Raw genomic sequence first — 24,426 nt, 5'->3', positions numbered from 1 at the left:
GGCTTAACGTATACGTCAAGCACATCTTGTTTGCGGCAAGACTTCATCGTATGAAGGAGACGGACAAGGACAGGCACCATGACTCACGCGCCCGATACGAAGACCCACGACACCCTGTTCGGCATCGCCGAGCTGGCCGATGCGTTTGGCATCACCACGCGCACGATCCGGTTCTATGAGGACAAGGGTTTGCTCAAACCCCAGCGCGTCGGCGGGCAGCGGGTCTATACCGACGCCGACAAGAAACGCCTCGCCCTGATCCTGCGCGCCAAGACCATCGGCACCAAGCTGAGCGACATCAAGACCTTCCTCGAGCTCTACGGCCAGGAAGGTGAAGGGCGCGTGCGGCAGCTCGAATTCGTGATCGAGATGACTGCGAAAGAGATCGAACGTCTGGAAGAGAAAAAGGCCGAGATCGAAACAACGCTCAACGAACTGCGCGTCATTCATGAGGGCTCGAAAACGCGCCTGGCCCAGCGGAAAAGCAATACACGCTAGACGCTTCAGATCCGCTGCGTTTCCCGTCGAGTCAGCCAACGCACCAGAGGCGCGGGCGAGAACCGCATCAGCCACATCGCCCGGCGCATGGCGGCGCCGGTGATCACCTCGGATGCGCCCCGATCATAGCCTTTGAGAATATCAGACGCGACCTCGCCCGCCGTGGTGGCGCTGAAGCTTGAGAAGGTGCGCACATCTTTGGCCGCCGCCCGCTCCTTGAAGGGCGTGTCTGACACAGCGGACGGACAGACCGTCATGATGCGGACAGAGCTGCCGCTCTGTTCCAGCTCTTGAGACAGAGCGTTTGAATAATGCCGGACAAACGCCTTGGTCGCTGCATAGACCGCAAGCCCCGGCGTCGGCACGAAGGCGGAGTTAGACGCAATATTGATGATGGTTCCGCCGCCCGCCGACTCCATCAGAGGCAGGAAGGCCCGGGTCATCGCGTGCAGGGCGCGCGCGTTCACATCAATCATGGCTTGCTCGGCCTCGACCGCCATGTCCCTGGACGCGCCATACACGCCGAAGCCGGCATTATTGACCAGAAGGTCGAGCCCGCCCTCGCCCTGCGCCCATTGCACCAGCCGCGCCACCGATTGCGGATCAGCGAGATCCATGGCCCGCCCCTCGATCTCGGCGTCGGGATGACGCGCCAATAGCGATTGGCGCGCGCGGGCGATTTAATCTTCGTCCAGCGACACCCAGAGCAAACGAAACCCGCGCTCCAGAAGACGTTCAGACAGGGCCAGGCCAATGCCGCTGGACCCGCCCGAAATCAGGGCTGTCCGGCTCATTGGATGCGATCGGGAACGGCATAAGCGTCCACCCCGTCACGCTCTAGCCCCGCCACCCAGATCTGGCCGCGCCACGGGGTCACCGTGGTGACACCGAAGGGCGCATCATCCGGACCATAGAGCGCATGAACCGGCTCACCCTCGGCGGTCACAGCCATGCCCATCACCGGGCGCGGCGGAAAGGGCGGCAATCCGGAAATCTGGATCCAGCGCCAGGCGAGACGCTTCACAAACGGATTGGGATGCAAGCTCTCGATCTGGGGCGAACGTTGAGAGGGCAAGGCGATCCAGATCAGCCCGGTCTCCTCGTCAAAGGCGAGATTGTCAGGATAGCCCGGCAATCCGTCAATCAGCACGGCGTAATCACCGGTTTCAGGATCAAGACTGATCACCCGGCCCGCCCAGGTCTCGTTGACGAAAACGCGGCCCGTGCTGGGGTCATGATCCACGCCATTGATGAAACCAAAGCCTTCCGCCAGCACGTCATACTGGTCCGGCGCCGTGACCTTGTAGATGACGCCCGTCTGCTCGCCTTCGAGCAAAGAGGTCATGTATTCGCCATAGCCGTAGCGGCGCGAAGCGTCGGTCAGGATCACCGCGCCATCGCTCAAAACTGTCAGATCGTCAGTGAAGACCAGAGGCCCGCCTTCGCTCTCATCGGCGAGCCAGACGTCAAACGCGCCGTCGCCTTCAAGCCGCAGCAAACCTTTAAGCGCATCGGCGACAAAGAGCGCCCCGTCCGGCGCGAACGCCAGGCCCAGCGGACGTCCGTTGGTATTGGCGTATTCTGACCATCCGCCCTCGATCTCCCGCACCATGATGCGGCCATCGGCCAGGCTGGCGTACAGCCGACCATCAGGTCCGGGTTCCAGATCTTCCGCGCCGTGCAGGTTCGGCACTTCCCGGCGCTCGGGTTCAGCCACCGTCTCGTAAAGCGCCATCAATGCGGGATCGGGCGCAGTGGGATCAAACTTGTAGGCTTTCAGCGCGCCCGGCCCATAAGCGGCGACGGCCAAGATCACGACAAGAGCGGCGAGGCCGCCCAGAATCCAGCGCAGCATCGCGCCCTCCCCTGATGTTTTTTCTTTTACTCTGGGGGAGAAGCGCAAAACGGGCAAGCGCGATCAGGTCACCGCTTTTTGGGCGAGGAATTTCGGGTCGTCCCAAGCGCCCGTCTGGATCACATCCGCCAGAGCCTGCGCCGCATCAAAGACTTCCGTGTAGGAATTATAGAGCGGATTGAACCCGAACCGCATCAAGTCAGGCGCGCGAAAATCGCCAATAATCCCGCGGTCGATCAAGGCCTGAACGATGGCGTAGCCCTGCTCATGGCGCAGCACCACATGGCCGCCGCGCCGCTCGCCCGGCCCCGGACAGGCATGATCGAGACCCAGCGCCTCCGCTTGCGCGAGCATGATGTCACCCAGCGCGATCGCCTTGGCCTCCACCTGCGCCATGTCCACACCGTCATAGGCGCTGACCGCCCCATCGAGCGCAGATAGAGCGAGGATGGAGGGCGAGCTGGTGCGCCAGCGCACAATGGTGTCGTCAGGCTCGTAGGCGTCTTCAAACCCGAAGGGGCGTTTATGACCCAGCCAGCCCGACACCGGATGCTCCAGCGTCTGGATCTGGTCTTCCGCGCAGTACAGGAAGGCCGGCGCGCCGGGGCCGCCGGAGAGGAATTTATAGCCGCAGCCCACCGCGTATTTCGCGCCCCATTGAGCGAGCTTGAGATCAACGAGACCGGTGGCGTGGCTGAGGTCCCAGATGATGTTGAGCCCGCGCGCCGCCGCTTCACGCTCATAGCCCTCGAAATCAGCGATCTGGGCGGATTTGTAATGCACCGCCGATTTGATCAGGACCTTTACATCGTCCGGCAAATCTTTCGGACGGGTGTTGGGCGCGACCCGGTGCATCGGGGCGCCGGTGATGCGGGAGATTCCCTCCATCACATGATTGTCGGTGGGAAACTCGCCCGCTTCGGCCGCAATGCCGCCGCCATCACGGTCCAGCAGCGCCGTAGCGAGCTTGAACAGGTTGATGGTGACCGTGTCGACCGCGATCACTTCGGAGGCTTTGACGCCCATCAACGCCGCGAGTTTGCCCCCGAGCGTCAGCGGCAGGTCCATCCAGCCCGCGTCGTTCCACGACCGGATCAGGCCCACCGCCCATTCGGATTCAGAGGCTTCACGCAGACGCGCGAGCGCCGCCTTGGGCGGCACGCCCAGCGAGTTGCCGTCCAGATAGATCACGCCCTCAGGCAGAGCGAACAGGTCGCGTTTGTCTTTCAGCGGATCAGTCTGGTCCAGCGCCTCGCAGGCCTCGCGCGTCAGCATGTATAAGCTCTCCTACAACGGACCACGCTGGGTGATGCCGCCATCCACAACAAATTCCTGGCCCGTCATATAGCTTGATGCGTCACTGGCAAGGAAGTGGATTGCAGCGGCCATGTCTTCGGGCTGGCCGACGCGCTTGATGGAGAAATTGCGGTTCATCATGTCTTCAAGGTTCGGATCGGACGTCAGCGCCGAGGCGAGCTTGGTTTCAGTCAGGCCCGGACACAGCGCGTTCACCCGCACGCCCAGATGACCGCATTCCTGCGCCAGCACCTGGGTGAGAGAGATGACGGCGGCTTTCGAGATCGAGTACGCGCCCTGGAAATAGCCCGGACGGATGCCGTTGATCGAGGCGACATTGATGATCGAGCCTTTGCCCTGATCCTTCATGAAGGTGTTGATCGCAAGGCTCGACAGGAAGAACGGGCCTTTGACATTCACCTCGAACGTCTTGTCCCAAGCGTCTTCAGGCGTGTCCTTGGCTTCGCCGAAATACGGGCTGGTGGCGCCGTTATTGACCAGCACGTCCAGACGTCCCTCGGTCTCCTTGATGTTGGCGATGGCCGCTTCGCGATGATCGGCTTCGCCCAGGTGCAGCACCATGGCGCGGGCCTTGCCGCCCTCGGCCCTGATCTCTTCAGCCACGCGCTCGCAATCGGCGATCTTGCGGCTCGAGCAAATCACCATCGCACCATTGCGCGCCATGCGCTTGGCGGCGGCTTCGCCAATGCCGCGGCTCGCCCCGGCGACCAGAACCACACGACCGTCCAGCGACAGATCTTTCTCTGACATGTTCATCCTCCCGTTCACGTCACTTAATGCGTTAAGCGCCACGTTAGCGGCGGAATGAGGCCATGGCGAGGGGGCGCCGATGCGGATTTCATATCCTGTCGCCCCGCCAGTCCCCAACGATAAAGGGAGGCGTTTCCGCCTCCCTTTTCCAGCGCCTTATTCGGCGTCTTCAAGCCCCAGCCGTTCGGCCAGATCCAGCTCCGGCGCGGGCGGCTCGCCGCCTTCGCCCTGCAGATAATGCTGCATCCAGCGCAGAACGCGCAGACCGTAGTCGTACTGGGCGGCGGCGCGGCGATTGCCATGGCCTTCGCCCGGATAGGTGACGAGCCGCACCGGCGCGTCAGAGGTCTGCTTCAGGATACGGTAGAGGATGAAGGACTGGCTGGTGTCCACCCGCGTATCCGCCTCGCCATGCAGGATCAGCGTCGGCGTGGTCGAGCCCGGCGCATGATAGGTCGGGCTGTGCTCGAGATAGGTCATCCAGTCTTCCCAGGGCGGCTGCATGAAGTGCACATCCACCATCTCGATCGGAATCTCGGTCGTGCCGTAAAAGCTGATCAGATCGGTCAGCGCCACAAACGGCGCAGAGGCGGCGAAATGTTCGCTGGCGATGGTCGCGCCCCAGGACGAGGCGAACCCGCCATAGGACCCGCCGGTGATGCCCACGCGCTCGGCGTCAACAATACCGGCCTCAGACAGGGCGCCGATCGCGTCCACCAGATCCCAGAACTCTTCGCCCGGCGCATCGAGATGGTCGAGCTTGGCGAAGCGTTCACCACGGCCCGTAGAACCGCGATAATTGGGGTAGAAGACCGCAAACCCCTCACCGGCGCCGATATGGCCCAGACGCGAATAGCCGTTCACCCAGCCATTGCTGTCATGGGCTTCCGGGCCGCCATGCACGGTCATGATCATCGGCCAGCCGCCTGCCGGAGCCTCGCCCTGCGGAGTGACGAGCACGCCTTCAATGCGTTCGCCATCACGCGCTTCGAACTCGAAGACGCTCTGATCGCCCCAGGCGATGTCGTCAAGCTGGGGGTTGTGATCGGTCCACTGGCGCAGCGAACGGCGGTCACCCACAAACAATTCACGAGGATGGGTCGCAGCATGCACCGTCGCCGCCAGAACCCGGTCATCACGATCATAATCCATGGACGAGATCACGCCGGCCTCTGTCGGCGTGCGGCGCTCTTCACGGCCATTGATATTGTATTCGACGAGCGCCGTGCCCGTGCCCACGCTGGCTAGAGTCAGCACGGAATTACGATCAATCCAGGCGAGCTGGTTCACGTGCTGCTCGGCGTCGCGGGCGATGGCCATATACTCGCCTGTCTGCGCATCCGCGATGTGAAGCGTGCCTGCCGTGGGGTCGGCGCGGTCGGCGCCCGCGATAAAGGCGAGACGCGAAGCGTCAGGCGAAAACGCCGCCATGCCGATCTTGCCCGGCGTTTCGACGGTGGAGATCACCGAACCGTTCGCCGCATCGACGACGGTCCACTGACGCTCCATCAGCGAGTCGTCCACCAAAGTGGTTGGCGCCAGCGCCACGGCGAGGTGTGAGCCGTCTTCGCTCAAGGTCAGAGATGATGCATGACCGGGCAGATCAAACCGGACCGGGTCCGCGTCGGGATCCGTCAGGTCGGCGCGCCAGACATAGGAGAAGATGTCGCTCTCTTCATAGACATTGGCCATGAACCCGCGATCGCGCAGCGTCTGCTGCATCGGGTCAGCCTTCTCACGCGCAATAAAATACAGGCTCTCTCCATCGGGCCCGATCACATAGGACTGGATCGACTCGTCATGGCTGTAGATCCGACGCGCTTCGCCGCCATCCGCCGCGATCTCGTAAAGCGCCGATCCGCTGTCGCCGTCGCGACGGGCGAGAAAGGTCAGCGCGTCGCCATTCGGCGTCCATTCCACACCACCAACGCCGCCATCGGTGATAAAGGGGCGCGCCGCATCCGGGCCGGATGCGATGAACAGCGCCGATTGCGGCGTGCCATCCTCTTCACCCGCAACCACATTGCGCGGCGTGGAGACGGTGAAGGCGACATGGTCGCCATCAGGGGAGATGTCGATCCCGGACACCTGGCGGATTTCGAACAGATCTTCCAGCGTCAAAGGTTCTTGCGCCTGCGTCTGTGCGCCTAGCGCACAGGCTGCAGCAAAACCCAGAACGCCGGTGAACAGTGGACGGTTCATGGCGATAACTCCTTGGTCAGTACGGGGCGCAGCCTAACGAAGGCAAGGCCTGCGCGTCGAGGCCCGACGCCCATCACAAGGATGCCAGCGCCGGTCGCAATGCTGCGGGGCGCCGCCCCTGCATATCGCATATCCTAATGAAATCTTAATCGCGCTTGGGGGCTTTGGAAAATGCGGCGTATTTGTTCTTTTTCTCGCGCACCTCGTCTGCGCCTTCGATCACAATCACGGCCTCGCCCTTGGGCGGGTCGGCAAGCCGGGCTTCGAGTTCTGAGAGCGTGCCGCGCCAGACCCGCTCGAACCGTTTGGTCAGCTCCAGGCTCAGCGCGGCGCGGCGATCTCCCAGTACGGCGCGGGCGTCCGCCAGGCATTCCGCCAGGCGCTGCGGGCTCTCCATAACAATCAGACTGGACGGCAATTCCCCATACAGCGCAAACAGCGCCTGACGCTTGCCTGATTTACGGGGCGGAAAGCCCAGAAAGGTGAAGCGGTCGGTCGGCAGGCCGGAGATCGAGAGCGCCATGATCACCGAGGAGACGCCGGGCGCGGCGCTGACGGTCAATCCCGCCTCGAGCGCCGCCTGAACCACACGAAAACCCGGATCAGAGATCGCTGGCGTGCCCGCATCGCTGACCAGAGCCACCGTCGCGCCGTCTTCGATCAGCTTGACGATGCCGGCTGCGCTCGCCGTCTCGTTATGGTCATGACAGGCGATCAAACGCTTGTCAGTGACGCCGCCCTGTTCGAGCAATCGGCGCGTCGTGCGCGTGTCTTCGCACGCAATGGCGTCCGCGTCGCGCAAGACGTCCCAGGCGCGCGGCGTCATGTCGCCCAGATTGCCGATAGGCGTGGTCACCAGCACCAGACGCGGCCCGGTCTCGGGCGGTGCGTCGAGATCGGCGGAGATCGCGGAATCACTCATGCCTGCACCCTAATCGAGCCGAGCTCAGAATGCAGCGCTGACGGCAGCGCCGCTACCATGTCCCCGACCGCCAGGCGCGGATGAGATCGGTCCAGCGGGCGGCGCCGGACAAGGTGCGCATGACGGCATCGGCCGACGCTTCATAAAGCAAGGCGCGCAAACCCGCGGCCGCCAGGCGCGGATCGCGCCGGATCATCGCTTCGATACGTGCTGTCGCCAACCGTGCGGACACAGGCGGCGGCGGCGGCGCGCAAAGGCTGAGCCCATAGGTCAGTCGACGCGCCTGCGCTTGCGCCCAATCATGCAAGCGCAGCGCCGCCATGCCTGGCGCAAACCGCAAGCCGTAGGCGTCGGCGGGCGCCAGCACCACGCGCCCGGCCCCGCGGCTCAAAGGACGATAGCCCAAAGGCCAGACGCCCTGAGATTGCCGAGCAGCCTCAAGGCGGCCGCCCCATTGCAACAGCCGGTCCGCCTGGGGCTCCAGCGCCAGATCTGGCGGCGGGGCCAGCACAAAGCGCGCCTGTTCATGCACGACGCGGTCCCGGCTGAGGCTCAATTGCTCGAGACCAGGAAAGTCCGACCCCACGACTTTCAGACACAAGCGCTCTTCATGGCCGCTTTCGACAGGGGCGGTCATCAAGTGTGACAGTTGCACCACCCGGCCAGCGGGCATGCCAACATCTTCAAGCGGCCGCGTATCGACCACCCAGCTGGCGCAGACCTGGCCGTCGCTTGTCTCCACGATCGCCTGAGTTCGGCCGCCCTGCACCCGATCAACGCTGACCCCCTCCCTCAGCATCATGCGCGGTTCGGCGGCGACTGCGTCCAGCGCCGCCTCCTGCACCGCATGCGCGGCGACTCGCGCCAGAATCATTCGCTTCAGCGGCCTGTGCAAAACAGCGCCCGTCGGGCTCTCCACCTCAAAGCCAGTCAAGCGGCTACTCTCGAACCGGCGCAGGCCATGATCAGGCGCAGCCGGGAACATCCAGTGGCGCGGGTTTGATGTGAGTCGTCTGGGTTCAATGATCAGCGCGCGAACACGCCGTCCGGTCCGGGCTACGGCGCTGCCTAGCGCCAGCCCGGACAGCCCGGCGCCGAGAATGACAAGATCAAAGCGTTCAGACATGACGTCCTTGAAAAACGAACCGGCATGCGCCTCAGGAATGCGCTAAAAGAGTATTTCACAACATGTGCTTGGCGCGATCACATTAACAGGCTTTAATGAAAGGCCGCTGTTCAGCGAACCACACCCCATCAGCCCGGAACTGAAGACAGGCGAACGAATGACCTTGCCAACGACAAAACGTGCGCGCCAGAAAGCGGAGACCCGAATCGCCGTCTTGCGTGCAGCGCGGGAGGAATTTCACCGCCAAGGCTATGATCGCGCGAAAATCGTCGACATTGCGAGCGCAGCCAATGTCTCTCCGGGAACGGTGCTCAATGCGGCGCCCACCAAGATCGCCTTGCTGTGTGAAGTGATGGTGGATGACTTCGAACGTTTGCGCCTTGAAAGCGCTGAACTGGCGCGGCGCTATCAAGGCGATGTCATCGGCTGCGTGACGGCTTTACTGGATTACCATCTGGACCGTCACATCAATGATCTGGAATTGTTTCGAGCCGCCATAGGGCACAATTGGCTGACCAATGAAGCCGATTTCAAAGCTCTGCACATTGGCCTGGAATCCGCATGGTCACCGGTCCGAGACGTGTTGACCCGCGCCTCTCACGATCCAGCCATCGACCTGAATGAATGCCCGGATCTGCTGACGGAAAGCCTGCTTGATCTGTACCTGGGCGTTTTGCGGCGCTGCGTGATCTACACCTTGAGCCCGCAAGAGGCCCGCAGCCAGATGCATCGCCGGCTAGGCGTTGTGTTTCATACGCCGCACGCCTCAGAGCACGCGCTTAAAAAATACGGCCGACACGAGGGGGCGTCGGCCGCACAAGGACGCGCTGGTTGATGTCTGACGCCAGCGCAGGGGAGCCCTTCGGGGCGAGCAACGCCCGACCTGTTCGCTGACAGGTCAGGCGAGCCGCATCAGAAGGGATATTTTGTTGAGAACGTGGCCCGGGTGATCGTCCCGCTCTGGCCATTTTCCAGTTCCCGCTCGCCGAACAGGATTTCTGCGCCCATGGTCACGGGGCCCACCGGGAAGAAATAGGCGCCGAATGCGGACCAGGTGCTCTTGGTCACGCCTGTGCCGGTCAATGTGATGTCATTATCCGCTTCCAGCATCGAGTAACCGACCGACAGTCGACGCCCCTGACCCAATTGCTGGCGCCAGGCCACCAGCCCACCATAGACCGGAATCGCTTCCAGATCGCCCGACGCGGTCACCACTGCTCCGTTCACGGCGTTCAGGCCGATATAGCGGCCGATGCCTTCACCGCCGGTCAGGGAGAAGCGCAAGTCTGAGCCCTCGCCCACATTCACCCGGCCAGACCAGTTGACGCCCCAGCCAAATGCTTCGCCGTCCACGCCGCCGCCTTCATAGGCGAGATTGCGGCCGAGCGCCGAGACGGTCATGGCGCCGAAATCGCCGCTCCAGTTATAGCGCGCAACAACATCAGGAAATGCGCCGTCGCCGCCATCGATCCTGCCGCCGCCGCCAAAAGGCGTGACCGTCGTATCGGGGTTCTCGAGCGCGAACTGGAAGCCGCCATTGGTGTAACGAATTTGCGCCTGGCGCCCGAACAGCATGCCGTCAGATCCCACAAGGAAGCTGGCGCTTTCCGGAATGACGGCCGTGTTGGTGAAGGTCGACCAGTCCTGACCCACGCGCCAATTGCCGATCTGCGCCCAGGCGACGCGCATACGCGGATTGTAGGAGTTTGACACCCGCTCATCCCCGCCGGGCGATCCCAGGAAATCAAATTCGATCCGTCCGGTCACCGTGCCGATGTCTGATTCGGTGGACGTGGCGAAGAAGAAGCGGCTGGACTTGGCGGTGAAATCAAAATCGGTTTCGCCATCCCCGGTCCCACCGACCGGCGTGGCGCCAGAGATATAAAAATCGCGCGCAATCGAAGTCGCGCCGAAATCGCCGTCGCTGAGATCGGTGACATGGGCGTCCAGATCGACGAAGCCGCCATAGGTCACCTGGGTGTTGCCCATGGTGAAGCCGCGCTCCGAAGAGGTTGGCGCGGCCGGAGCCGCAGGCGCGGATGCGGTCCGTTGCTCGATTTCAATAACCCGATCCGTCGCCGCGTCCGCTTGTGCGCGCGCGTCTTCCAGCTCGGAGCGCAAATCAGCCACCATGGCTTCCAGCGCTGCGAGTCGATCTTCAAGAGCGGTCACGTCCTGTGCGTTTGACGCCGCTGTCAGAACAAACGCCGAGGCGGTCGCCGCCAATACGCTACGAATACCTAGCCTAGTCATAGAGATGTCCCTCCCAAGGATAGCCATGAGGCCCGCGCCGATTTTTCGGCTTTATTATGAAAGTATCGTTGTACAGAGGGTCCGGCGGTATGGGACGTTCGTCGAAATTTAGGACTTCACATGTGCTACTTTTTGCTCAGACGACGGCCCCGGCCGGAGCCCATTAGACTTCATGCTCAGATGAGGAGGCGTGTGTGACCCCAGACTCCACGCAAGGCCGGGTCATTCTGGCCGATGACCACCCCCTGTTTCGGGGCGCTCTCAGCACCGCGGTCCACAAAGCCGCGCCCGGTCGCACCCTGGTGGAGACCAGTACGCTGGCTGAAACCCTGAACGCCCTGAAGGACGGTCAGACAGATCTTGTGTGTCTGGACCTGCACATGGCGGACAGCTCCGGCTTCATCGGCCTGGCGGAACTGCGCAAAAGTCATCCCAGCGCGCCGGTGGTGGTCATCTCCGCCAGCCAGTCGCCCGGCGTGGCGGCGCGGGCGCTGGAGTTCGGCGCTTCAGGCTTCATTCCCAAGACCGCCAGCATGACACAGCTGGTGGAGGCGCTGACCGCCGTGCTGAACGGCGATGTCTGGGCGCCCGATGAAAGCGGCGACCCCCAGGCGCAGGAAGCGGCGGAGGCGGCGTCGAAAATCGCCCAGCTGACCCCGGCGCAAATGCGCGTCCTGCATGGTCTCGCCGCCGGGCGTCTGAACAAGCAGATCGCCTATGATATGGGTATTTCCGAAGCGACCGTGAAAGCGCATGTGACCGCGATCTTCAGAAAGCTTGACGTGATCAACCGCACCCAGGCGGTGCTGGTGGCCCAGGCGCTCAATGTCGAACCGCCCGCCGAACAATCCGTCTAACCCGCTTCGAGTTTGCGTTTCAGCGAGCTCAGGCTGGCGCGCAGCACCGCCGGCGACGCCGGCTTGCGCACAAGCTCAAGACCCGCGGCGCGCGCCTCATCCCCTGCGGCGGCGCTGCGTTCCGCGGTCACCAGAAGTCCGGGCGGACGGCTCTGCCAGTGCGCGCATAGCGTTTCGTAGAGCTCTGGTCCTGTAAGCGCGTCAGTCAGGTGATAGTCCAGGATCACCAGGTCCGGCGCCTGATCTGCGAAGGCGGCCGCCGCCGAGGCGGCGTCCTGTCCGCCGCGCACATCGCAGCCCCAACGCTCCAATAGCGTGCTCAACGCCTGCAGCACGCCCGGATCATCATCCACACACAGGACCGACAATCCGGCCAGGTCACCCGGACGGCGGCGCGCCTGGACGACGGTCTGAGGGTCTCGCGAGGCGGCGCGCGGCAGGATCACTTCAAAGGTCGCGCCTTCCCCCAAGGCGCTTTTCAAGATCAGTTTGTGTCCCAGGGACGCGCAAATCCGGTCCACCACCGCCAGCCCCAGACCCAGACCCTGATCTTCCCCGGCGTCGACGACGCCGCGATGAAATTCCCGGAAGATGGCCTGCTGGCGATCCGGCTCGATGCCCGGGCCGGTATCGATCACTTGCAGGCGCACCTGATCGCCCTGACGCCTGACACCCACCAGCACCTTGCCGCTGGGCGTATAGCGGATGGCGTTGGAAATGAGGTTCTGAACGACGCTGGTCATCAAGCCCCGGTCTGACAAAACGGCCAGCCGGCTGGGAACAACACGCAGCTTCAAGCCCTTGGCCAGCGCGCGCGCCTGGAACTGGGCGGCGGTTTCCTCAATCAGCTCGTCAATGGCGAAGACGCTCGGTCGCGGCGCGACGCCGCCCGCATCCAGACGTGAAATATCCAGAAGCGCGCGCAGCAAACGGTCCGCATGGTCGATGGCGCGTTCAATCTGATGGGCGAGATTGCGATTGCCCTCAGAGCCGCTCTCCCCCAGCGCCCCCTCCAGCGCGCCGGCATACAGGCGAGCCGCGGACAGCGGCTGCAGCAAGTCATGGCTGGCCGCCGCCAGAAAGCGTGTCTTGGACTGGGTGGCGGCCTCCGCCTCGCGGCGGGCCGCTTCCAGATCCTGCGCCAGCTGCAGCCGCGCCTCGCTTTCCGCTTTCAGCGCTGCGGTGCGTTCCTCCACCCGCGATTCCAGCATGTCGTACGCGCGTTTGAGCCCTTCTTCCGCTTCACGCCGGGCGGTGTTGTCCTGATAAACGCCGAAATAGCCCACCACTTCGCCGTTTTCAGTGCGAGGCTGGTAGACCACCTGCCAGGAACGCGCCCGGCCGCCGCCCTTGCGCCGTGAAATGTCAAACACCTGGCGCTCGCCATTGAGCGCCGCTTCCATATGCGGTCGGCGCAGCGCGTATTCGTCCTCGCTCATGAATTCAGCCAGCGGACGGCCGATCACGGACGCATCCAGACCAAAGAAGTCCAGATAGCCCTTATTGGCGAAACGCAGACAATAATCGCGGTCGGCATAGCTGAGCAGCACCGGCAGATTGTCGGTGTAAAACCGGATCGAGCGTTCGCTTTCCTTCAAGCGATCCTCGGAGGAGCGCAATTGCTCGGCGGTTTCGTCAATCAGCTTGACCACATCGCCCGGGCTGACGCGGGCGCCGCGCAAGACGCGCGTCATCAGGATTCGGGCGGAGGCCGCGCCCACAGCCCGCGCCAGACGCGCTTCGGCCAGGCCCGCCACAGCAGAGGTCAGAACATCCCCCGGCCGTAAGGGTCTGGCGACCGCCCGTGACAGGTCTGAGAGAGCGATTTCCGCCTGATGGGCGCCCAGCACCCGCACCAGCACGATTTCAAGGTCGGAGATGCGCGAGCCCATGGCGGGGGCGGTCTCAAGCGGACGTACGCCGGTGAACGCGTCCGCCTGCAGCTCGTCCACCAGACCTGAAGACGAAAACGCTACGGCTATGATGAAGGCGATGACGTTTGCGGCCAGGCACAGGATGGAGGCAAAAGCGAACGGGTCCACGCCATCCGGCGCTGGTGGAGGAGCCCCGGCATAGCTGGGGATCAGGATCAGCGCGACCCACAGCCCGATCCCGGCGCCCATGCCCGCCAACGCGCCCGCACGGTTCGCCTTGCGCCAATACAGCCCGAACAACAAGGCGGGGGCGAGCTGGGCGACCCCGGCGAACGCCACCAGACCGATCCCGGCCAGCGCCGCCTGCTGATCCAGCCCCAGATGGAACAGATAGGCGAGCCCCACCAGCCCCAGCACCATGGCGCGTCGCCACATCAGGAACCGCTTGGCCAGTCCTCCGCGTTGCACTTCCGCCAGAAAGAGCGGTCCCACCAGATTGTTCACCAGCATGGTGGACATGGCGAGCGCGGTGACGGTCACCATGCCGGCGGCGGCGGAGAACCCGCCCAGAAACACCAACACCGCCAGGCCTCGCGCATCGAGCTCCAGCGGCAGGGCCAGCACATAGGCGTCCGGATTGGGATCTGTCAGCAGCGTGCCGCCCGCCCAGGCGATGGGCGGGACCAGGATCGCCACGAGCGCCAGATACGCCGGGAACCCCCAGCGCGACAGGTTGGCGTCTCCGGGTTTGGACGCCTCCACCACCATCATGTGAAACTGACGCGGCAAGCACAGCGCTGCGAACGCACCCAATATCGTCAACACGACAAACCGGAAGTCCACGCCCGGCGCCGTGAGAGGCGATTGCGCCAGCGCCTCAAGACGCATTTGCGGCGAGGCGTTGATCCAGACCTCGACGGCGAGCCAGCCCACCGCCAGCATCGCCGCGAGTTTGACCAGGGATTCAAAACCGACCGCCAGCGCCAGACCGCGGTGACTGGCGGCGGTGTCGGTATGGCGCTGACCGAACACCATCGCAAAAGCCGCCAGGCTGATCGCCACCGGCAAGCCCCAACCGCGCCCCAACGGATCACCCGTCAGAAGATCAAGCGAGGCGGCCGCGCTCTTGAGCTGAAGCGCAATATAGGGGATCAGCGCCAGCAGCAGGGCCAGCGTCGCCAGCGCGCCCACTGCTGCAGACTTGCCATAGCGCAGGGACAAGAAGTCTGCGATCGAGCTGGTGTCGTGCTCCCGTCCCAGCGCCACGAGGCGCCGGATGATGGGAAAGCCCAGCAAGAACACCAAGGCTGGCCCCAGATAGATGGGCAGATAGTCCCAGCCCGCGCGGGCGGCTTCGCCCACCGCGCCATAAAAGGTCCAGCTGGTGCAATAGACCGCCAGCGCCAGCGTATACAGAACGGCGCGTCGCATGGCGGAGCGGTCAAAGCGCGCCGCATGCGCGTCCCCCCAGGCCGCGAGCACGAACAGCAAGGCCACATAGGCGCCAAGCACCACAAGCGCGAGACTGAGCGGCAAAACCTCTCCTCCCTGCCCGTCCGGATTGAGTGTTCTGGATCAGACGGTCTTGAACGATAGACGGATTTCCAAAGCGCTGACCAGCCAGGAGCGCCCCGATCAAACGCAAACGCGGCGGCTCACAGAGCCGCCGCGCCCGGTTACAGACATTGGATCTGGCTATTCAGCCGGGCCCGCCGCCTTGGTGTGCGTGACATGGGTGACGGAGGACGGCATGCGAATGTCCTCCACCATGTTCTGGATCTCTTCTGGCGGCGCCTTGGTCGCCAAGGCCACAATCGTCGCGGTGATGAAGGAAATCACCATGCCGACAGAGCCAAAGCCTTCCGGAGACACGCCCAGGAACCATTGATCGGTCGTGCCTTGGGGAATGTTTGGCAAGATGCCGAACAGACCGCCCAGGAAGATCAGTCCGAACACGATCGAACCGATCAGCATGGGCCGGGTCTCCCCCTCTTCCTTGAGGCCGAAATACATGATCAGCAGGATAAGGCTGATGATCAGGGCGACCACGCCGAGCACAATCGGGCTGAAGCCGATCTTGAAGTGCACGATGTAGGCCGCAGTGATCGACAGACCGACCACCATGCCGGCGATGGCGCCTTCCTTGTTCATGCGCTTCCAGAAAATCCCCAGGAAGATCACCGGGAAGAAGCTGGCGGCGGCCAGACCGAAAGCGAAGGCCACGACCGCGGCGACGAAGCCAGGCGGGTTGATGCCCGCATAGATCGCCACGACCACCGCGCCCACGGCCGCAATCCGCGCGACCAGAAGCTCCTGGGTGTCCGTCATGTTCTTGATCAGCACCTTGCGGCACAGATCGTGTGACACCGCCGAACTGATCACCATCAAGAGACCCGCAGCGGTGGACAGCGCAGCCGCCAAGCCGCCGGAGACCACCAGACCGATCACCCAGCCCGGCAGGCCCCCGATCTCGGGATTGGCCAGCACGAAGATGTCACGGTCGAGCGTGGTCACCTCGTTCACCTCCGGGTCGGCGCGATACTGGATCTGGCCGTCGCCGTTTTTGTCGGTGAAGCCCAGAAGACCGGTGCGCTCCCAGTTGTAGAACCATTGCGGGGTCGCCCCTTCGCCCATTTCCGAAGCGCGCGCCTGTTGAGCAGCGACCTCAGTGGAATAGGTGCTTTCATTGACCGTTTCGATGAAGTTCGAGCGGGCGAACACCGCCACGGCTGGCGCCGTGGTGTAAAGCGCGGCGATGAAGATCAACGCCCAACCCGCCGATTTGCGAGCGTCCGAGGCCCGCGGCACGGTGAAGAAGCGGATGATCACGTGCGGCAGTCCCGCCGTGCCGACCATCAACGCCAAGGTGATGGCGAAGACGTCGATCATGGACTTCTGCCCCTCGAGATAGGAGCTGAAGCCCAGTTCAGACAGGGTCCGGTCCAGGCTGAGCAGCAAGGGCGTTCCATCCGCCGTGTTGCCGATGAATCCCAGCTGCGGAATCGGCGTGCCGGTGATCTGCAAGCTCAAGAAAACCGCCGGAACGGTGAACGCGAAGATCAGCACGCAATACTGCGCGACCTGGGTGTAGGTGACGCCCTTCATGCCGCCGAGACCCGCATAGAACAGCACGATGATCGCGCCGATGATGACGCCCATCTCGATCGGCACGCCCAGGAAGTTGGAGAAGGCGATGCCGGTGCCGCGCATCTGCCCGGCGATATAGGTGAAGGAGATGAACAGGGCGCAGATCACCGCCATGATGCGGGCCGCCTGGCTGTAATACCGGTCGCCGACAAAGTCGGGCACGGTGAACTTGCCGAACTTGCGTAGATAGGGCGCCAGGAGCAACGCCAGCAGCACATAACCGCCCGTCCAGCCCATCAGGAAGACCGAGCCGTCATAGCCCATGAACGCAATCAGTCCCGCCATGGACAGGAATGAGGCTGCGCTCATCCAGTCAGCGGCTGTGGCCATCCCGTTGAAGACCGGATGCACGTCATGGCCGGCCACATAGAAATCTTCTGTGGTCGACGCCCGCGCCCAAATCGCGATGCCGATGTAGAGACCAAATGTTCCGATGACGAAAAACGCGGTCCAGAACAAGGTGGTGTCGAGACCCAGAATGGTCGATTCCATATCAGCCTCCCTGACCGTTTTCAGTTTCCGCGTCATACTTGCGCTCGATGCGATGCATCAGCGCGGAGTAAACGAAGATCAGAATGACAAAGACGTAGATCGCGCCCTGCTGCGCGAACCAGAATCCCAACGGCGCGCCGCCGATAGAGAAATTGTCCAGAATGTCACGGAACAGGATTCCGAATCCGTAGGATACGGTGAACCAGATCGCGAGCAGGATTCCCATCAGATTGAGGTTTTCCTGCCAATAGCGCTTGTAGCGCTCCTCGGTGATGTTGTGATCCCGCGGCGGCCCTTTTGGCGGCTCGCCCGTGGTCGGATGGTCTGAGTCAGCCATCGTGCTCCTCCCTATTCATCGGGGTTTTCCCCGTATGACAGGAAGGGTGTCAGTCACAGGGCGGAGCGGGCAGCCCGACATTGGTCGAAGCCGAACTGAGCACGCTTGGGACGCTCAGGACGCCCGAGCAGCGCGCCAGGATCGATCCAAGATGGAATAGCGTTAAGTATTTCAGCTTGTTACATTGAGACGACTGGCAGCCTACAACATCTCAAAGCCCTCAGACCGGGTTCGCCGCACACCGAACACCTCGGCCAGAATCTCGTCGCTGAGCGCCTGATCAGGCGCGGCGGCGATCCGCAGGCGCCCCCGATCCAGAACGGCGATCTGATCGGCGTGGCGACGGGCGAGCTCGAGATCATGAAGCGCACAGATGACGCTCGCGCCTTCATCAGCCTGGCGGCGCAGGACCGACATGGCTTCCAGCTGATGACGCGGATCAAGCGCCGCAATGGGCTCGTCGGCCAACAGGATCGGCGCGTTGGACGCGAGCGCGCGCGCCAGATGCAGCCGCGCCTGCTCCCCGCCCGACAAATCATGGACGAGCCGATCCTTGAGATGACTGGCGCTGGCTTGCGCCAAAGCCAGATCGACCTGTGTCCGGTCAGCTGGAGGCAAGCGATCATAGGCGGCGGCGCCCCAGGCGTATCGTCCCAGCGCGGCCAGATCTCCGCCCGTCATGGACCAGGCGAGGCTTCGATCTTGCGGCAGATAGGCCATGGCGCGGGCGCGCGCTGTCGGAGAGAGCATCTCGACAGGCGCATCATCCACCCAGACGGCGCCGGTTTCAGCTTTCAACAATCCCAGCACCGTCTTGATCAGGGTGGACTTGCCCGCCCCGTTCGGTCCGACCAGAGCCGTGAGCTGACCACGCGCCGCGACCAGACTGACATCATCAAGCACGTTCACGCCGCGGCGTTTCACGGTCACATGATCCAGAACGATGCGAGTGGTTCCAGTCTGGCTCATCGTCCCATACCCCGGCTGCGCGCAGCGATCAGGATGAAGACCGGCGCGCCGATCAGAGACACCATGACGCCCAGTCGCAACTCCTGATCCAGCGGAACCAGTCGCAACACCAGATCCGCCAGGGTGATCAGGACCCCGCCCAGAAACGCGCTCGGCCAGACCAGATCAGACGGATCATGTCGCACAAAAGGGCGCACGATATGGGGCGCGACAATGCCGACAAAGCCGATAACCCCTGAAATCGCCACAGCCGCGCCCGTCAACAGCGCCGCAGCGCCGATAACGCCGACCCGTGTGCGCGCCAGATCGACGCCCAGGGTCTGCGCGGTCTCTTCGCCCAGCGCCAGGGCGCGCAAATGCGGCGCCGTCAGCAGGGCGAGCACGCCCCCCGCAAGCCAGAACGGCGCAACAAACACCAGGTCATCCAATGAGCGATTGGTGACCGAACCCAGCATCCAGCTGACCATGTCTGACAAGGCGAACCGGTTCGGCGCCAGATTCATCGCCAAAGCGCCCAGCGCGCCGGCGAAACTGGACAGGCCGACCCCCGCCAGGATCAGCTGCACCGCGCTGATCCGCACGCTCGCCAGACCGCTCAAGACCCCCGTCGCCGCCAGTGCGCCCAAAATGGCGAATACGGGCACCGTGAAAGCGCCCAGAACGCTGATCCCGAAATAGAGCGCGATGATCGCGCCCAGAGAGGCTGAGGCCGACACGCCCAGAACCCCCGGTTCGGCCAGCGGATTTCTCAGCAAGCCTTGCATCAGGGCGCCGGATGAGCCCAGCGCCATGCCCACGCCCAGAGCGGCCAGCGCCCGCGGCAAACGAATCTCCCAGACGATGATGCGCGCGGTTTCATCGCCGCCGCCCCAGAGCGCCGCAAACGCCTGCAGCATGGACAGCTCTGAACTGCCCAACAGCGCCGAGGCCAGAAGCATCCCAATAGCAGTCGCCCCCAAGGCGGCGAGCAAGGTCAGGCGCGTCATGATTCAGCCCCGTCCAGATCCAGGACCAACGCATTGGCGGCCTGTCGCGCACGCAAAGCCTCATCCGCCATGAACCAGGCGCCGCACGACAACGCCGCCGCATCCAGTTCAATAACGGGGGTGGTCTCCATCATTCGCCGGAACACGGAATGCCGGCTGGCCGACCAGCTGTCGATGGGCGCCGTCTCACCGTCAAAAAACGCCGCGAGAATGATGTCCGGCGCCTGCTGGTGCAACTGTTCGAGCGGCAGGTTGATCCAGCCGGTCTTGCCTTGCTCGGCGATGACATTCTCAAAGCCCGCCGCTGTCATGAAAGCATGCATCAGGGTGCCCGACCCTGTGGTGAGGCCCGAGGGCGTCATGTAGAGCGCGCGCAAGCGCGGTCCGTCAGCCGCGCGCGCCAACTGGCTGCGCATATGAGCGATGCGCGCCTCCCCGCGGTCCGCCTGGCCGAGGGCCAGGGCCGTACGCCGGATCATGGCCTCCACATCGTCAAAGCCCGCGCTGAAGCCCAGCTCGAAGGTCTCAAGGCCCAAGCGCTGATAATACGCGCCGGCGCGCCCCCCGGCGTCATAGCCGCGCACGATCAGATCGGGCGCCAGCGCCAGAACGTCTTCCGCGTCATCTCTGAGCTGGAGCAGGCCGTGCGCCTGATCGCGCAGATAGGAATGACGGTCATCGGCATGGGTGGAGACCGCCGCGATCGCATCCCGATCCGCCAGCCCCAGCACATATTGATCCGCGCAATAGTCCAGCGACACCACGCGCGGAGCAAGCGCCGCCGCCGTACCAGAGGCGACGACGCCCAGCATCAGGGCGACGAAAAGGACCGCCGCCCGGACCCTCACGGACGCACCCGAAGGCCCAGCGTCACCGCACGCGGCGCACCGGCGAACCCGGCGACAGGCTCATAAGTCTCATCAAACAGATTGCGCACGCCCAGCACGAGCTGGAGCCTCTCGCGCACATCCAGAACGCCCGTCATATCCACCGTTTCATACGACGGCACAGGGCCTGACCCGCTGACATAGAAGCCTGCATCGTCATAGGTGACGTCCGTACGCGCGCCGACAGAGCGCCAGGTCGCGCTGAGCGACGCGATCTCGATCGGCCGCCAGGTCCCGGTCACGGCCCAGCTGTCCTCAGGACGGCGCAGCAATGGCGCGCCCGTGCTGGCGTTGGTCGCATCGGTGTGGGTGTAGTCCACACGCACCGACGCCTGATCAATGGGCGTCCATTCGGCGAAGGCTTCATAGCCTTGAAGGTCCGCCTCGCCCACATTGCGATTCTGACCGATGAACAGGGCGCCGTCATAGACATACTCGATCAGATCCTCGATCGCGCTGTCATACCAGACCGCTCCAAAGCGCAGTGCGTCTTCGCGTCCGGCCAGATCCAACGCGCTGTCAAATCCGATCTCGAACGTCTCGCCCTCTTCCGGCTGCAGGTCAGGATTGGCGGCGACGAAGGCGGAACTGGAGAACCGCTCAGACAGGCTCGGCGCCTTGAAAGACGTGCTATAGCTGGCGCGCAGGCGGGTGTTGAGCATGTCCAGACGATAGACCGCCCCCAGATTGTAGGTGGTCTGGTCGCCGAACGCTTCATAGTCATCAAGGCGGATCGAGCCGGTGACGTCAAAGCGCGCGGTCAATCCTGCCTGCACGGCGGCGTAGGCGGACCAGAGGTCTTCGCTAACCGACAGAGGCGCATTGAACGCGGTGTCTGACTGAGCCTCTTCATCCTGAAAATCGACGCCAAAGCTGATCACTGGCTCGATGAGGGCTGACAGGCTGTCCGGCGTCCACACATTGGACCATTGGACGAAATCGCGCGCGCCGTCATACGCATCCGTCGCAGCGCCGTCATTGAAGCTGTCGAGCGACATCTTCACGCGCCCTGCGCGCAGGCGGCTCTCAATATTCTGGGCCGGGCGGGCATAGACAAGCCCCAGGCTCCACAGCGTCTGGGAATCCTCGCTGAGCAGATCCGTGTCGTCGGCGCGCTGGAAGCCCGTGGGTCCGCCCGAGAACGTGTCGAAATCCACCTCTGACTCGCGATGCCGGATGAGGGCCTCAACGCTGAACATATCGGTGAAAGCAAACCCGCCATTGGCCGAAAGCACGGTGAATTGCGACGGATCCGGATCGCCCGTGCGGGTCGAGATCCGGTCCGGCGTCACGTCATAGCCGTCGCTGTCCTGATATTCCGCGGTGGCGGCGAGATTGAACCGGCCCTCGCGCACGCCGCCGCCGATCAGGGCGTGATAGGTGTTGAACTCACCCACGGACGCCTCGCCGTAAAGCTCGGAGCCGCTCTCGGGCGCCCGGCGCGGCAGGATGTTGATCACGCCGCCAACAGCATCTGAACCATAAAGCGAAGAGAGCGGACCGCGCACCAGCTCGATGCGGCCGGCGTCGCCCACAAGATCGGAGCCGAAATTGAACGCGCCATTGGAGGCCGACACGTCATTGAGACGGATACCGTCATAAAGCGCGAGGATATGCTTGGAGTTCGACCCGCGCACAAAAACGCTGGCGGTCGACCCCGCCGGGCCGGACTGAACCACGGCGAGACCCGGCGCAGCGGACAGCGCTTCGACCAGCGTGTTCTGATTATTCAGATCGAGCTCGGCGCGATCAATCACGTCCAGCGTGGCGGGCAGGCGCTCCAACAGGCTGGGCGCGCGTACGCCGGTGACGACGACGGTGTCTTCTGGTCGCTCTAAAGCGAAAGACGGAGCGGCGGACAGCGCGATCGCGAGCGCCGCGAGAGAGATTTGGGCTTTCATCAGGAAGCCTCCGTTGGCGCCGGGAGCGTGAGCGGCTCTCGACGGACAGCGATGCAACGGCGCTTCGTCCCGACAGAGTCAGGACGACGCTCGACGCGCCGGTCGTCGCTGCAAACGGAAGGCGTCCGCGTTCTCCTGGTGTGTTCCCGCACCCAGAACGAGCGACCGCGATGGCAGGTCTCCTGGCTTGCGGGTCAATGCGATGCGCCGCCTTCCCAGATCTGACGATCCAGTGGCATGTGGCGCATCCCTCGCCGCTCACAGTTGCGGGTACAGCCCCGGACCAGACGCTTGCGCGTCGCACCGGTGTTCCCTCTTCGCTCCCTCGCGGGAGAACCGTCGCGTAATTCGTGTGTTTAAGCGGGGCTCGGCCCCGCGGTCAAGCGCGCTAGCCCTGCTCTTCGGGCAAACGCACGATCAAACCGTCCAGCGCCGCGCCCACCTTGATCTGGCAGGACAGGCGTGAAGTCTCCTGAACGTCGCTGGCGAAATCGAGCATGGATTCCTCCATGGAGGACCGCTCGCCCGTCTTGTCCGTCCAGGCCGGGTCCACATAGACGTGGCAGGTGGCGCAGGCGCAGGCGCCGCCGCAATCGGCGTCGATGCCGGGCACCATGTTGCGGATCGCGCCTTCCATAACGGTCAGCCCGTCTTGAACCTCGACCTGATGCTCGGTTCCGTCATGCTCGATATAGGTGATCTTAGCCATGGTAGAGGTCTTCCAGAATCTGTGAGGCAGGCTTTGCCCGCGTTTGGGCGCTATTTAGGACAGGAAGTCGCGCATCGCCACTCCGGGATCGCGCAAACGATCCGGGTCAGGCTCAGCATTTGAGGCGATCATGCGCTGAGCGGCCATGTATTCGGGGCCGGAATTAACCGCCTCGCAGGCGATCAGGCGTCCGTCCATCAAATGAAACAGCGCGAACTTGCCCTCTTCGGGATCGCCGCGGCGGATCATCTGGTCCGCGCCCTCGATCAGGCCGGCGATCTGCAGCTTCATGTCGTACTGGTCCGACCAGAACCAGGGCACGGGATCATAATCGACCTCGAGACCGCATATCGCCTGAGCCGCCGCCTTGCCCTGATCAATGGCGTTCTGGACTGATTCCAGCCGGATCGAGCGTCCATAGCGTTTGGAATGAAAACGCGCGACATCGCCAATGGCGTAAATCCGGTCATCGCCTGTGCGGGCGGTCTCATCCACTAAGATGCCGTTCTCGCACTCAAGCCCCGCGGCGCGCGCCAGCTGATCGTTCACCGTCAGCCCTGCGGCCACCAGCACCGTGTCGGCGTCCACGATCTCGCCATCGGCCAACTCGACGCCGGTGACCTTGCCGCCTTCGCCAGCGATTGCCTTCACCGGCGCCTGAACGCGCAGATCGACGCCGTATCCGCGATGGATCGCGCCGAACCAGCCGCCCAGAAGCGCGCTCGCCGTGCGCGCCATCGGGCGCTCGGCCGCTTCCAGAATGGTCACCTCCAGCCCCCGCTTGCGGGCGGACGCGGCGACTTCCAGCCCGATATAGCCCGCGCCGATAATGGCGATGGAGCGCGCGTCATGAAAGGAGGCGGCGAGGTCTTCGGTTTCCGCCAGCGTGCGCAGCACATGCACCCCGTCCAGGTCCGCGCCCGGAATGGGCAGGCGCCGGGCCTCTCCGCCGGTCGCCAGGATCAGACGGTCATAGGCGATGCGTTCGCCGGTATCGGTGATGACATTGCAGGCGCTGCGGTCGATGGCGGTGACGCGCACGCCCGTGCGCAGATCAATTTCGGCCTTGTCGTACCATTCAGCGGGTTTGAGCCAGAGCCGGTCCACCGGCAGCTCACCCGCCAGATACGCTTTGGACAGCGGCGGACGCTGATAAGGCGCGGCGGCTTCGCCCGCCAGAATGATGATCGGCTGATCATACTTGCGCTTGCGCAATTCCGCCGCTGCGGACAGGGCAGCCTGGCCGCCTCCGATAATGACCGTTCCGGACACTGCGATCCGCGCTCCCTGTCTGTCTCGTTTCTTATGGGTCCATGGCGCCGCGCCCTCGGGTCCAAGTCAAGC

Annotated in this window: 20 protein-coding genes and 1 riboswitch; of the genes, 3 read left to right on the top strand and 17 right to left on the bottom strand. The window is 63.7% G+C overall.

The window, feature by feature from the left end:
• The first annotated feature begins 78 nt into the window (after nucleotides 1–78).
• Nucleotides 79–498: a MerR family transcriptional regulator gene (locus G405_RS0109230; protein WP_022701228.1), complete on the top strand. Its 420-nt coding sequence runs from the start codon at nucleotides 79–81 to the stop codon at nucleotides 496–498.
• Between the two features lie 5 nt (nucleotides 499–503).
• On the opposite strand, the gene G405_RS0109225 is transcribed toward G405_RS0109230, so the two are convergent.
• From G405_RS0109225 to G405_RS0109190, 7 genes are all read right to left on the bottom strand, one after another.
• Entirely contained in the window at nucleotides 504–1,154 is a 651-nt protein-coding gene (locus G405_RS0109225) for an SDR family NAD(P)-dependent oxidoreductase (protein ID WP_028284694.1), read from the bottom strand.
• Nucleotides 1,155–1,288: 134 nt separating this feature from the next.
• Nucleotides 1,289–2,353, bottom strand: coding sequence for an SMP-30/gluconolactonase/LRE family protein (locus G405_RS0109215; RefSeq protein ID WP_022701227.1), 1,065 nt, complete (start codon nucleotides 2,351–2,353; stop codon nucleotides 1,289–1,291).
• A 63-nt stretch (nucleotides 2,354–2,416) separates the two neighbouring features.
• Nucleotides 2,417–3,628, bottom strand: a complete 1,212-nt coding sequence (locus tag G405_RS0109210) for a kynureninase/PvdN C-terminal domain-containing protein (RefSeq protein WP_022701226.1) — start codon at nucleotides 3,626–3,628, stop codon at nucleotides 2,417–2,419.
• Between the two features lie 12 nt (nucleotides 3,629–3,640).
• Nucleotides 3,641–4,420 (bottom strand): glucose 1-dehydrogenase, encoded by a 780-nt coding sequence (locus G405_RS0109205; RefSeq protein WP_028284692.1) that lies wholly within the window; start codon nucleotides 4,418–4,420, stop codon nucleotides 3,641–3,643.
• Nucleotides 4,421–4,576: 156 nt separating this feature from the next.
• Nucleotides 4,577–6,622, bottom strand: a complete 2,046-nt coding sequence (locus G405_RS0109200) for a S9 family peptidase (protein ID WP_022701224.1) — start codon at nucleotides 6,620–6,622, stop codon at nucleotides 4,577–4,579.
• Nucleotides 6,623–6,767: 145 nt separating this feature from the next.
• Nucleotides 6,768–7,544 (bottom strand): 16S rRNA (cytidine(1402)-2'-O)-methyltransferase, encoded by a 777-nt coding sequence (gene rsmI / locus G405_RS15565; RefSeq protein ID WP_022701223.1) that lies wholly within the window; start codon nucleotides 7,542–7,544, stop codon nucleotides 6,768–6,770.
• 52 nt (nucleotides 7,545–7,596) lie between these two features.
• Complete coding sequence (locus G405_RS0109190) at nucleotides 7,597–8,670, bottom strand: lycopene cyclase family protein (protein WP_022701222.1); 1,074 nt, start codon at nucleotides 8,668–8,670, stop codon at nucleotides 7,597–7,599.
• A gap of 157 nt (nucleotides 8,671–8,827) precedes the next feature.
• On the opposite strand from G405_RS0109190, the gene G405_RS16555 reads away from it, so the two are divergent.
• On the top strand, nucleotides 8,828–9,505 hold the full coding sequence (locus G405_RS16555) for a TetR/AcrR family transcriptional regulator (RefSeq protein ID WP_022701221.1): 678 nt from the start codon (nucleotides 8,828–8,830) through the stop codon (nucleotides 9,503–9,505).
• 77 nt (nucleotides 9,506–9,582) lie between these two features.
• Here G405_RS16555 and G405_RS0109180 read toward each other — a convergent pair whose 3' ends face one another.
• Complete coding sequence (locus G405_RS0109180; protein ID WP_028284690.1) at nucleotides 9,583–10,923, bottom strand: DcaP family trimeric outer membrane transporter; 1,341 nt, start codon at nucleotides 10,921–10,923, stop codon at nucleotides 9,583–9,585.
• Between the two features lie 194 nt (nucleotides 10,924–11,117).
• On the opposite strand from G405_RS0109180, the gene G405_RS0109175 reads away from it, so the two are divergent.
• The gene (locus tag G405_RS0109175; RefSeq protein WP_022701219.1) at nucleotides 11,118–11,780 is read left to right on the top strand and encodes a response regulator transcription factor; all 663 of its coding nucleotides are present in this window, start codon (nucleotides 11,118–11,120) and stop codon (nucleotides 11,778–11,780) included.
• Here the strand turns inward: G405_RS0109175 and G405_RS0109170 are convergent.
• The 9 genes from G405_RS0109170 to G405_RS0109130 all read right to left on the bottom strand — a co-directional run bounded on the left by G405_RS0109170 (nucleotide 11,777) and on the right by G405_RS0109130 (nucleotide 24,354).
• Nucleotides 11,777–15,190: a hybrid sensor histidine kinase/response regulator gene (locus G405_RS0109170; RefSeq protein WP_022701218.1), complete on the bottom strand. Its 3,414-nt coding sequence runs from the start codon at nucleotides 15,188–15,190 to the stop codon at nucleotides 11,777–11,779. The two genes, G405_RS0109175 and G405_RS0109170, sit on opposite strands and share 4 nt — an antisense overlap.
• Nucleotides 15,191–15,349: 159 nt before the next feature.
• A complete protein-coding gene (locus G405_RS0109165) occupies nucleotides 15,350–17,293 on the bottom strand; it encodes a sodium:solute symporter family protein (RefSeq protein WP_022701217.1) in 1,944 nt (647 codons plus the stop codon).
• Nucleotide 17,294: 1 nt separating this feature from the next.
• Entirely contained in the window at nucleotides 17,295–17,630 is a 336-nt protein-coding gene (locus G405_RS0109160) for a DUF4212 domain-containing protein (protein ID WP_022701216.1), read from the bottom strand.
• A 201-nt stretch (nucleotides 17,631–17,831) separates the two neighbouring features.
• The gene (locus tag G405_RS0109155) at nucleotides 17,832–18,599 is read right to left on the bottom strand and encodes an ABC transporter ATP-binding protein (RefSeq protein ID WP_022701215.1); all 768 of its coding nucleotides are present in this window, start codon (nucleotides 18,597–18,599) and stop codon (nucleotides 17,832–17,834) included.
• Nucleotides 18,596–19,585, bottom strand: a complete 990-nt coding sequence (locus G405_RS0109150; RefSeq protein WP_022701214.1) for a FecCD family ABC transporter permease — start codon at nucleotides 19,583–19,585, stop codon at nucleotides 18,596–18,598. The genes G405_RS0109155 and G405_RS0109150 overlap by 4 nt, the downstream gene beginning before the upstream one ends.
• Nucleotides 19,582–20,433, bottom strand: coding sequence for an ABC transporter substrate-binding protein (locus G405_RS15555; RefSeq protein WP_156861446.1), 852 nt, complete (start codon nucleotides 20,431–20,433; stop codon nucleotides 19,582–19,584). The genes G405_RS0109150 and G405_RS15555 overlap by 4 nt, the downstream gene beginning before the upstream one ends.
• A complete protein-coding gene (locus tag G405_RS0109140; protein WP_022701212.1) occupies nucleotides 20,430–22,373 on the bottom strand; it encodes a TonB-dependent receptor domain-containing protein in 1,944 nt (647 codons plus the stop codon). Before G405_RS0109140 ends, G405_RS15555 begins: the two co-directional genes overlap by 4 nt.
• Before the next feature lie 155 nt (nucleotides 22,374–22,528).
• Nucleotides 22,529–22,729, bottom strand: a riboswitch (cobalamin riboswitch).
• Between the two features lie 32 nt (nucleotides 22,730–22,761).
• On the bottom strand, nucleotides 22,762–23,082 hold the full coding sequence (locus G405_RS0109135; protein ID WP_022701211.1) for a 2Fe-2S iron-sulfur cluster-binding protein: 321 nt from the start codon (nucleotides 23,080–23,082) through the stop codon (nucleotides 22,762–22,764).
• Nucleotides 23,083–23,136: 54 nt separating this feature from the next.
• Nucleotides 23,137–24,354 (bottom strand): NAD(P)/FAD-dependent oxidoreductase, encoded by a 1,218-nt coding sequence (locus G405_RS0109130; protein WP_022701210.1) that lies wholly within the window; start codon nucleotides 24,352–24,354, stop codon nucleotides 23,137–23,139.
• Nucleotides 24,355–24,426: the final 72 nt, after the last annotated feature.

Source organism: Oceanicaulis alexandrii DSM 11625, from assembly GCF_000420265.1.
In the GTDB taxonomy this organism is placed as follows: domain Bacteria; phylum Pseudomonadota; class Alphaproteobacteria; order Caulobacterales; family Maricaulaceae; genus Oceanicaulis; species Oceanicaulis alexandrii.
The sequence above is the reverse complement of the archived record's forward strand: the minus strand, read 5'-3'. Positions and strand labels throughout refer to the sequence as shown.

Excerpts from the sequence above, each read along its gene's own strand:
- G405_RS0109210 (WP_022701226.1), bottom strand. The coding sequence starts at position 3,628 with ATGCTGACGCGCGAGGCCTGCGAGGCGCTGGACCAGACTGATCCGCTG.
- G405_RS0109205 (WP_028284692.1), bottom strand. The coding sequence starts at position 4,420 with ATGTCAGAGAAAGATCTGTCGCTGGACGGTCGTGTGGTTCTGGTCGCC.
- G405_RS0109150 (WP_022701214.1), bottom strand. The coding sequence starts at position 19,585 with ATGACGCGCCTGACCTTGCTCGCCGCCTTGGGGGCGACTGCTATTGGG.
- G405_RS0109135 (WP_022701211.1), bottom strand. The coding sequence starts at position 23,082 with ATGGCTAAGATCACCTATATCGAGCATGACGGAACCGAGCATCAGGTC.
- rsmI (WP_022701223.1), bottom strand. The coding sequence starts at position 7,544 with ATGAGTGATTCCGCGATCTCCGCCGATCTCGACGCACCGCCCGAGACC.
- G405_RS0109215 (WP_022701227.1), bottom strand. The coding sequence starts at position 2,353 with ATGCTGCGCTGGATTCTGGGCGGCCTCGCCGCTCTTGTCGTGATCTTG.
- G405_RS0109200 (WP_022701224.1), bottom strand. The coding sequence starts at position 6,622 with ATGAACCGTCCACTGTTCACCGGCGTTCTGGGTTTTGCTGCAGCCTGT.
- G405_RS16555 (WP_022701221.1), top strand. The coding sequence starts at position 8,828 with ATGACCTTGCCAACGACAAAACGTGCGCGCCAGAAAGCGGAGACCCGA.
- G405_RS0109140 (WP_022701212.1), bottom strand. The coding sequence starts at position 22,373 with ATGAAAGCCCAAATCTCTCTCGCGGCGCTCGCGATCGCGCTGTCCGCC.
- G405_RS0109180 (WP_028284690.1), bottom strand. The coding sequence starts at position 10,923 with ATGACTAGGCTAGGTATTCGTAGCGTATTGGCGGCGACCGCCTCGGCG.
- G405_RS0109190 (WP_022701222.1), bottom strand. The coding sequence starts at position 8,670 with ATGTCTGAACGCTTTGATCTTGTCATTCTCGGCGCCGGGCTGTCCGGG.
- G405_RS0109165 (WP_022701217.1), bottom strand. The coding sequence starts at position 17,293 with ATGGAATCGACCATTCTGGGTCTCGACACCACCTTGTTCTGGACCGCG.
- G405_RS0109160 (WP_022701216.1), bottom strand. The coding sequence starts at position 17,630 with ATGGCTGACTCAGACCATCCGACCACGGGCGAGCCGCCAAAAGGGCCG.
- G405_RS0109230 (WP_022701228.1), top strand. The coding sequence starts at position 79 with ATGACTCACGCGCCCGATACGAAGACCCACGACACCCTGTTCGGCATC.
- G405_RS0109155 (WP_022701215.1), bottom strand. The coding sequence starts at position 18,599 with ATGAGCCAGACTGGAACCACTCGCATCGTTCTGGATCATGTGACCGTG.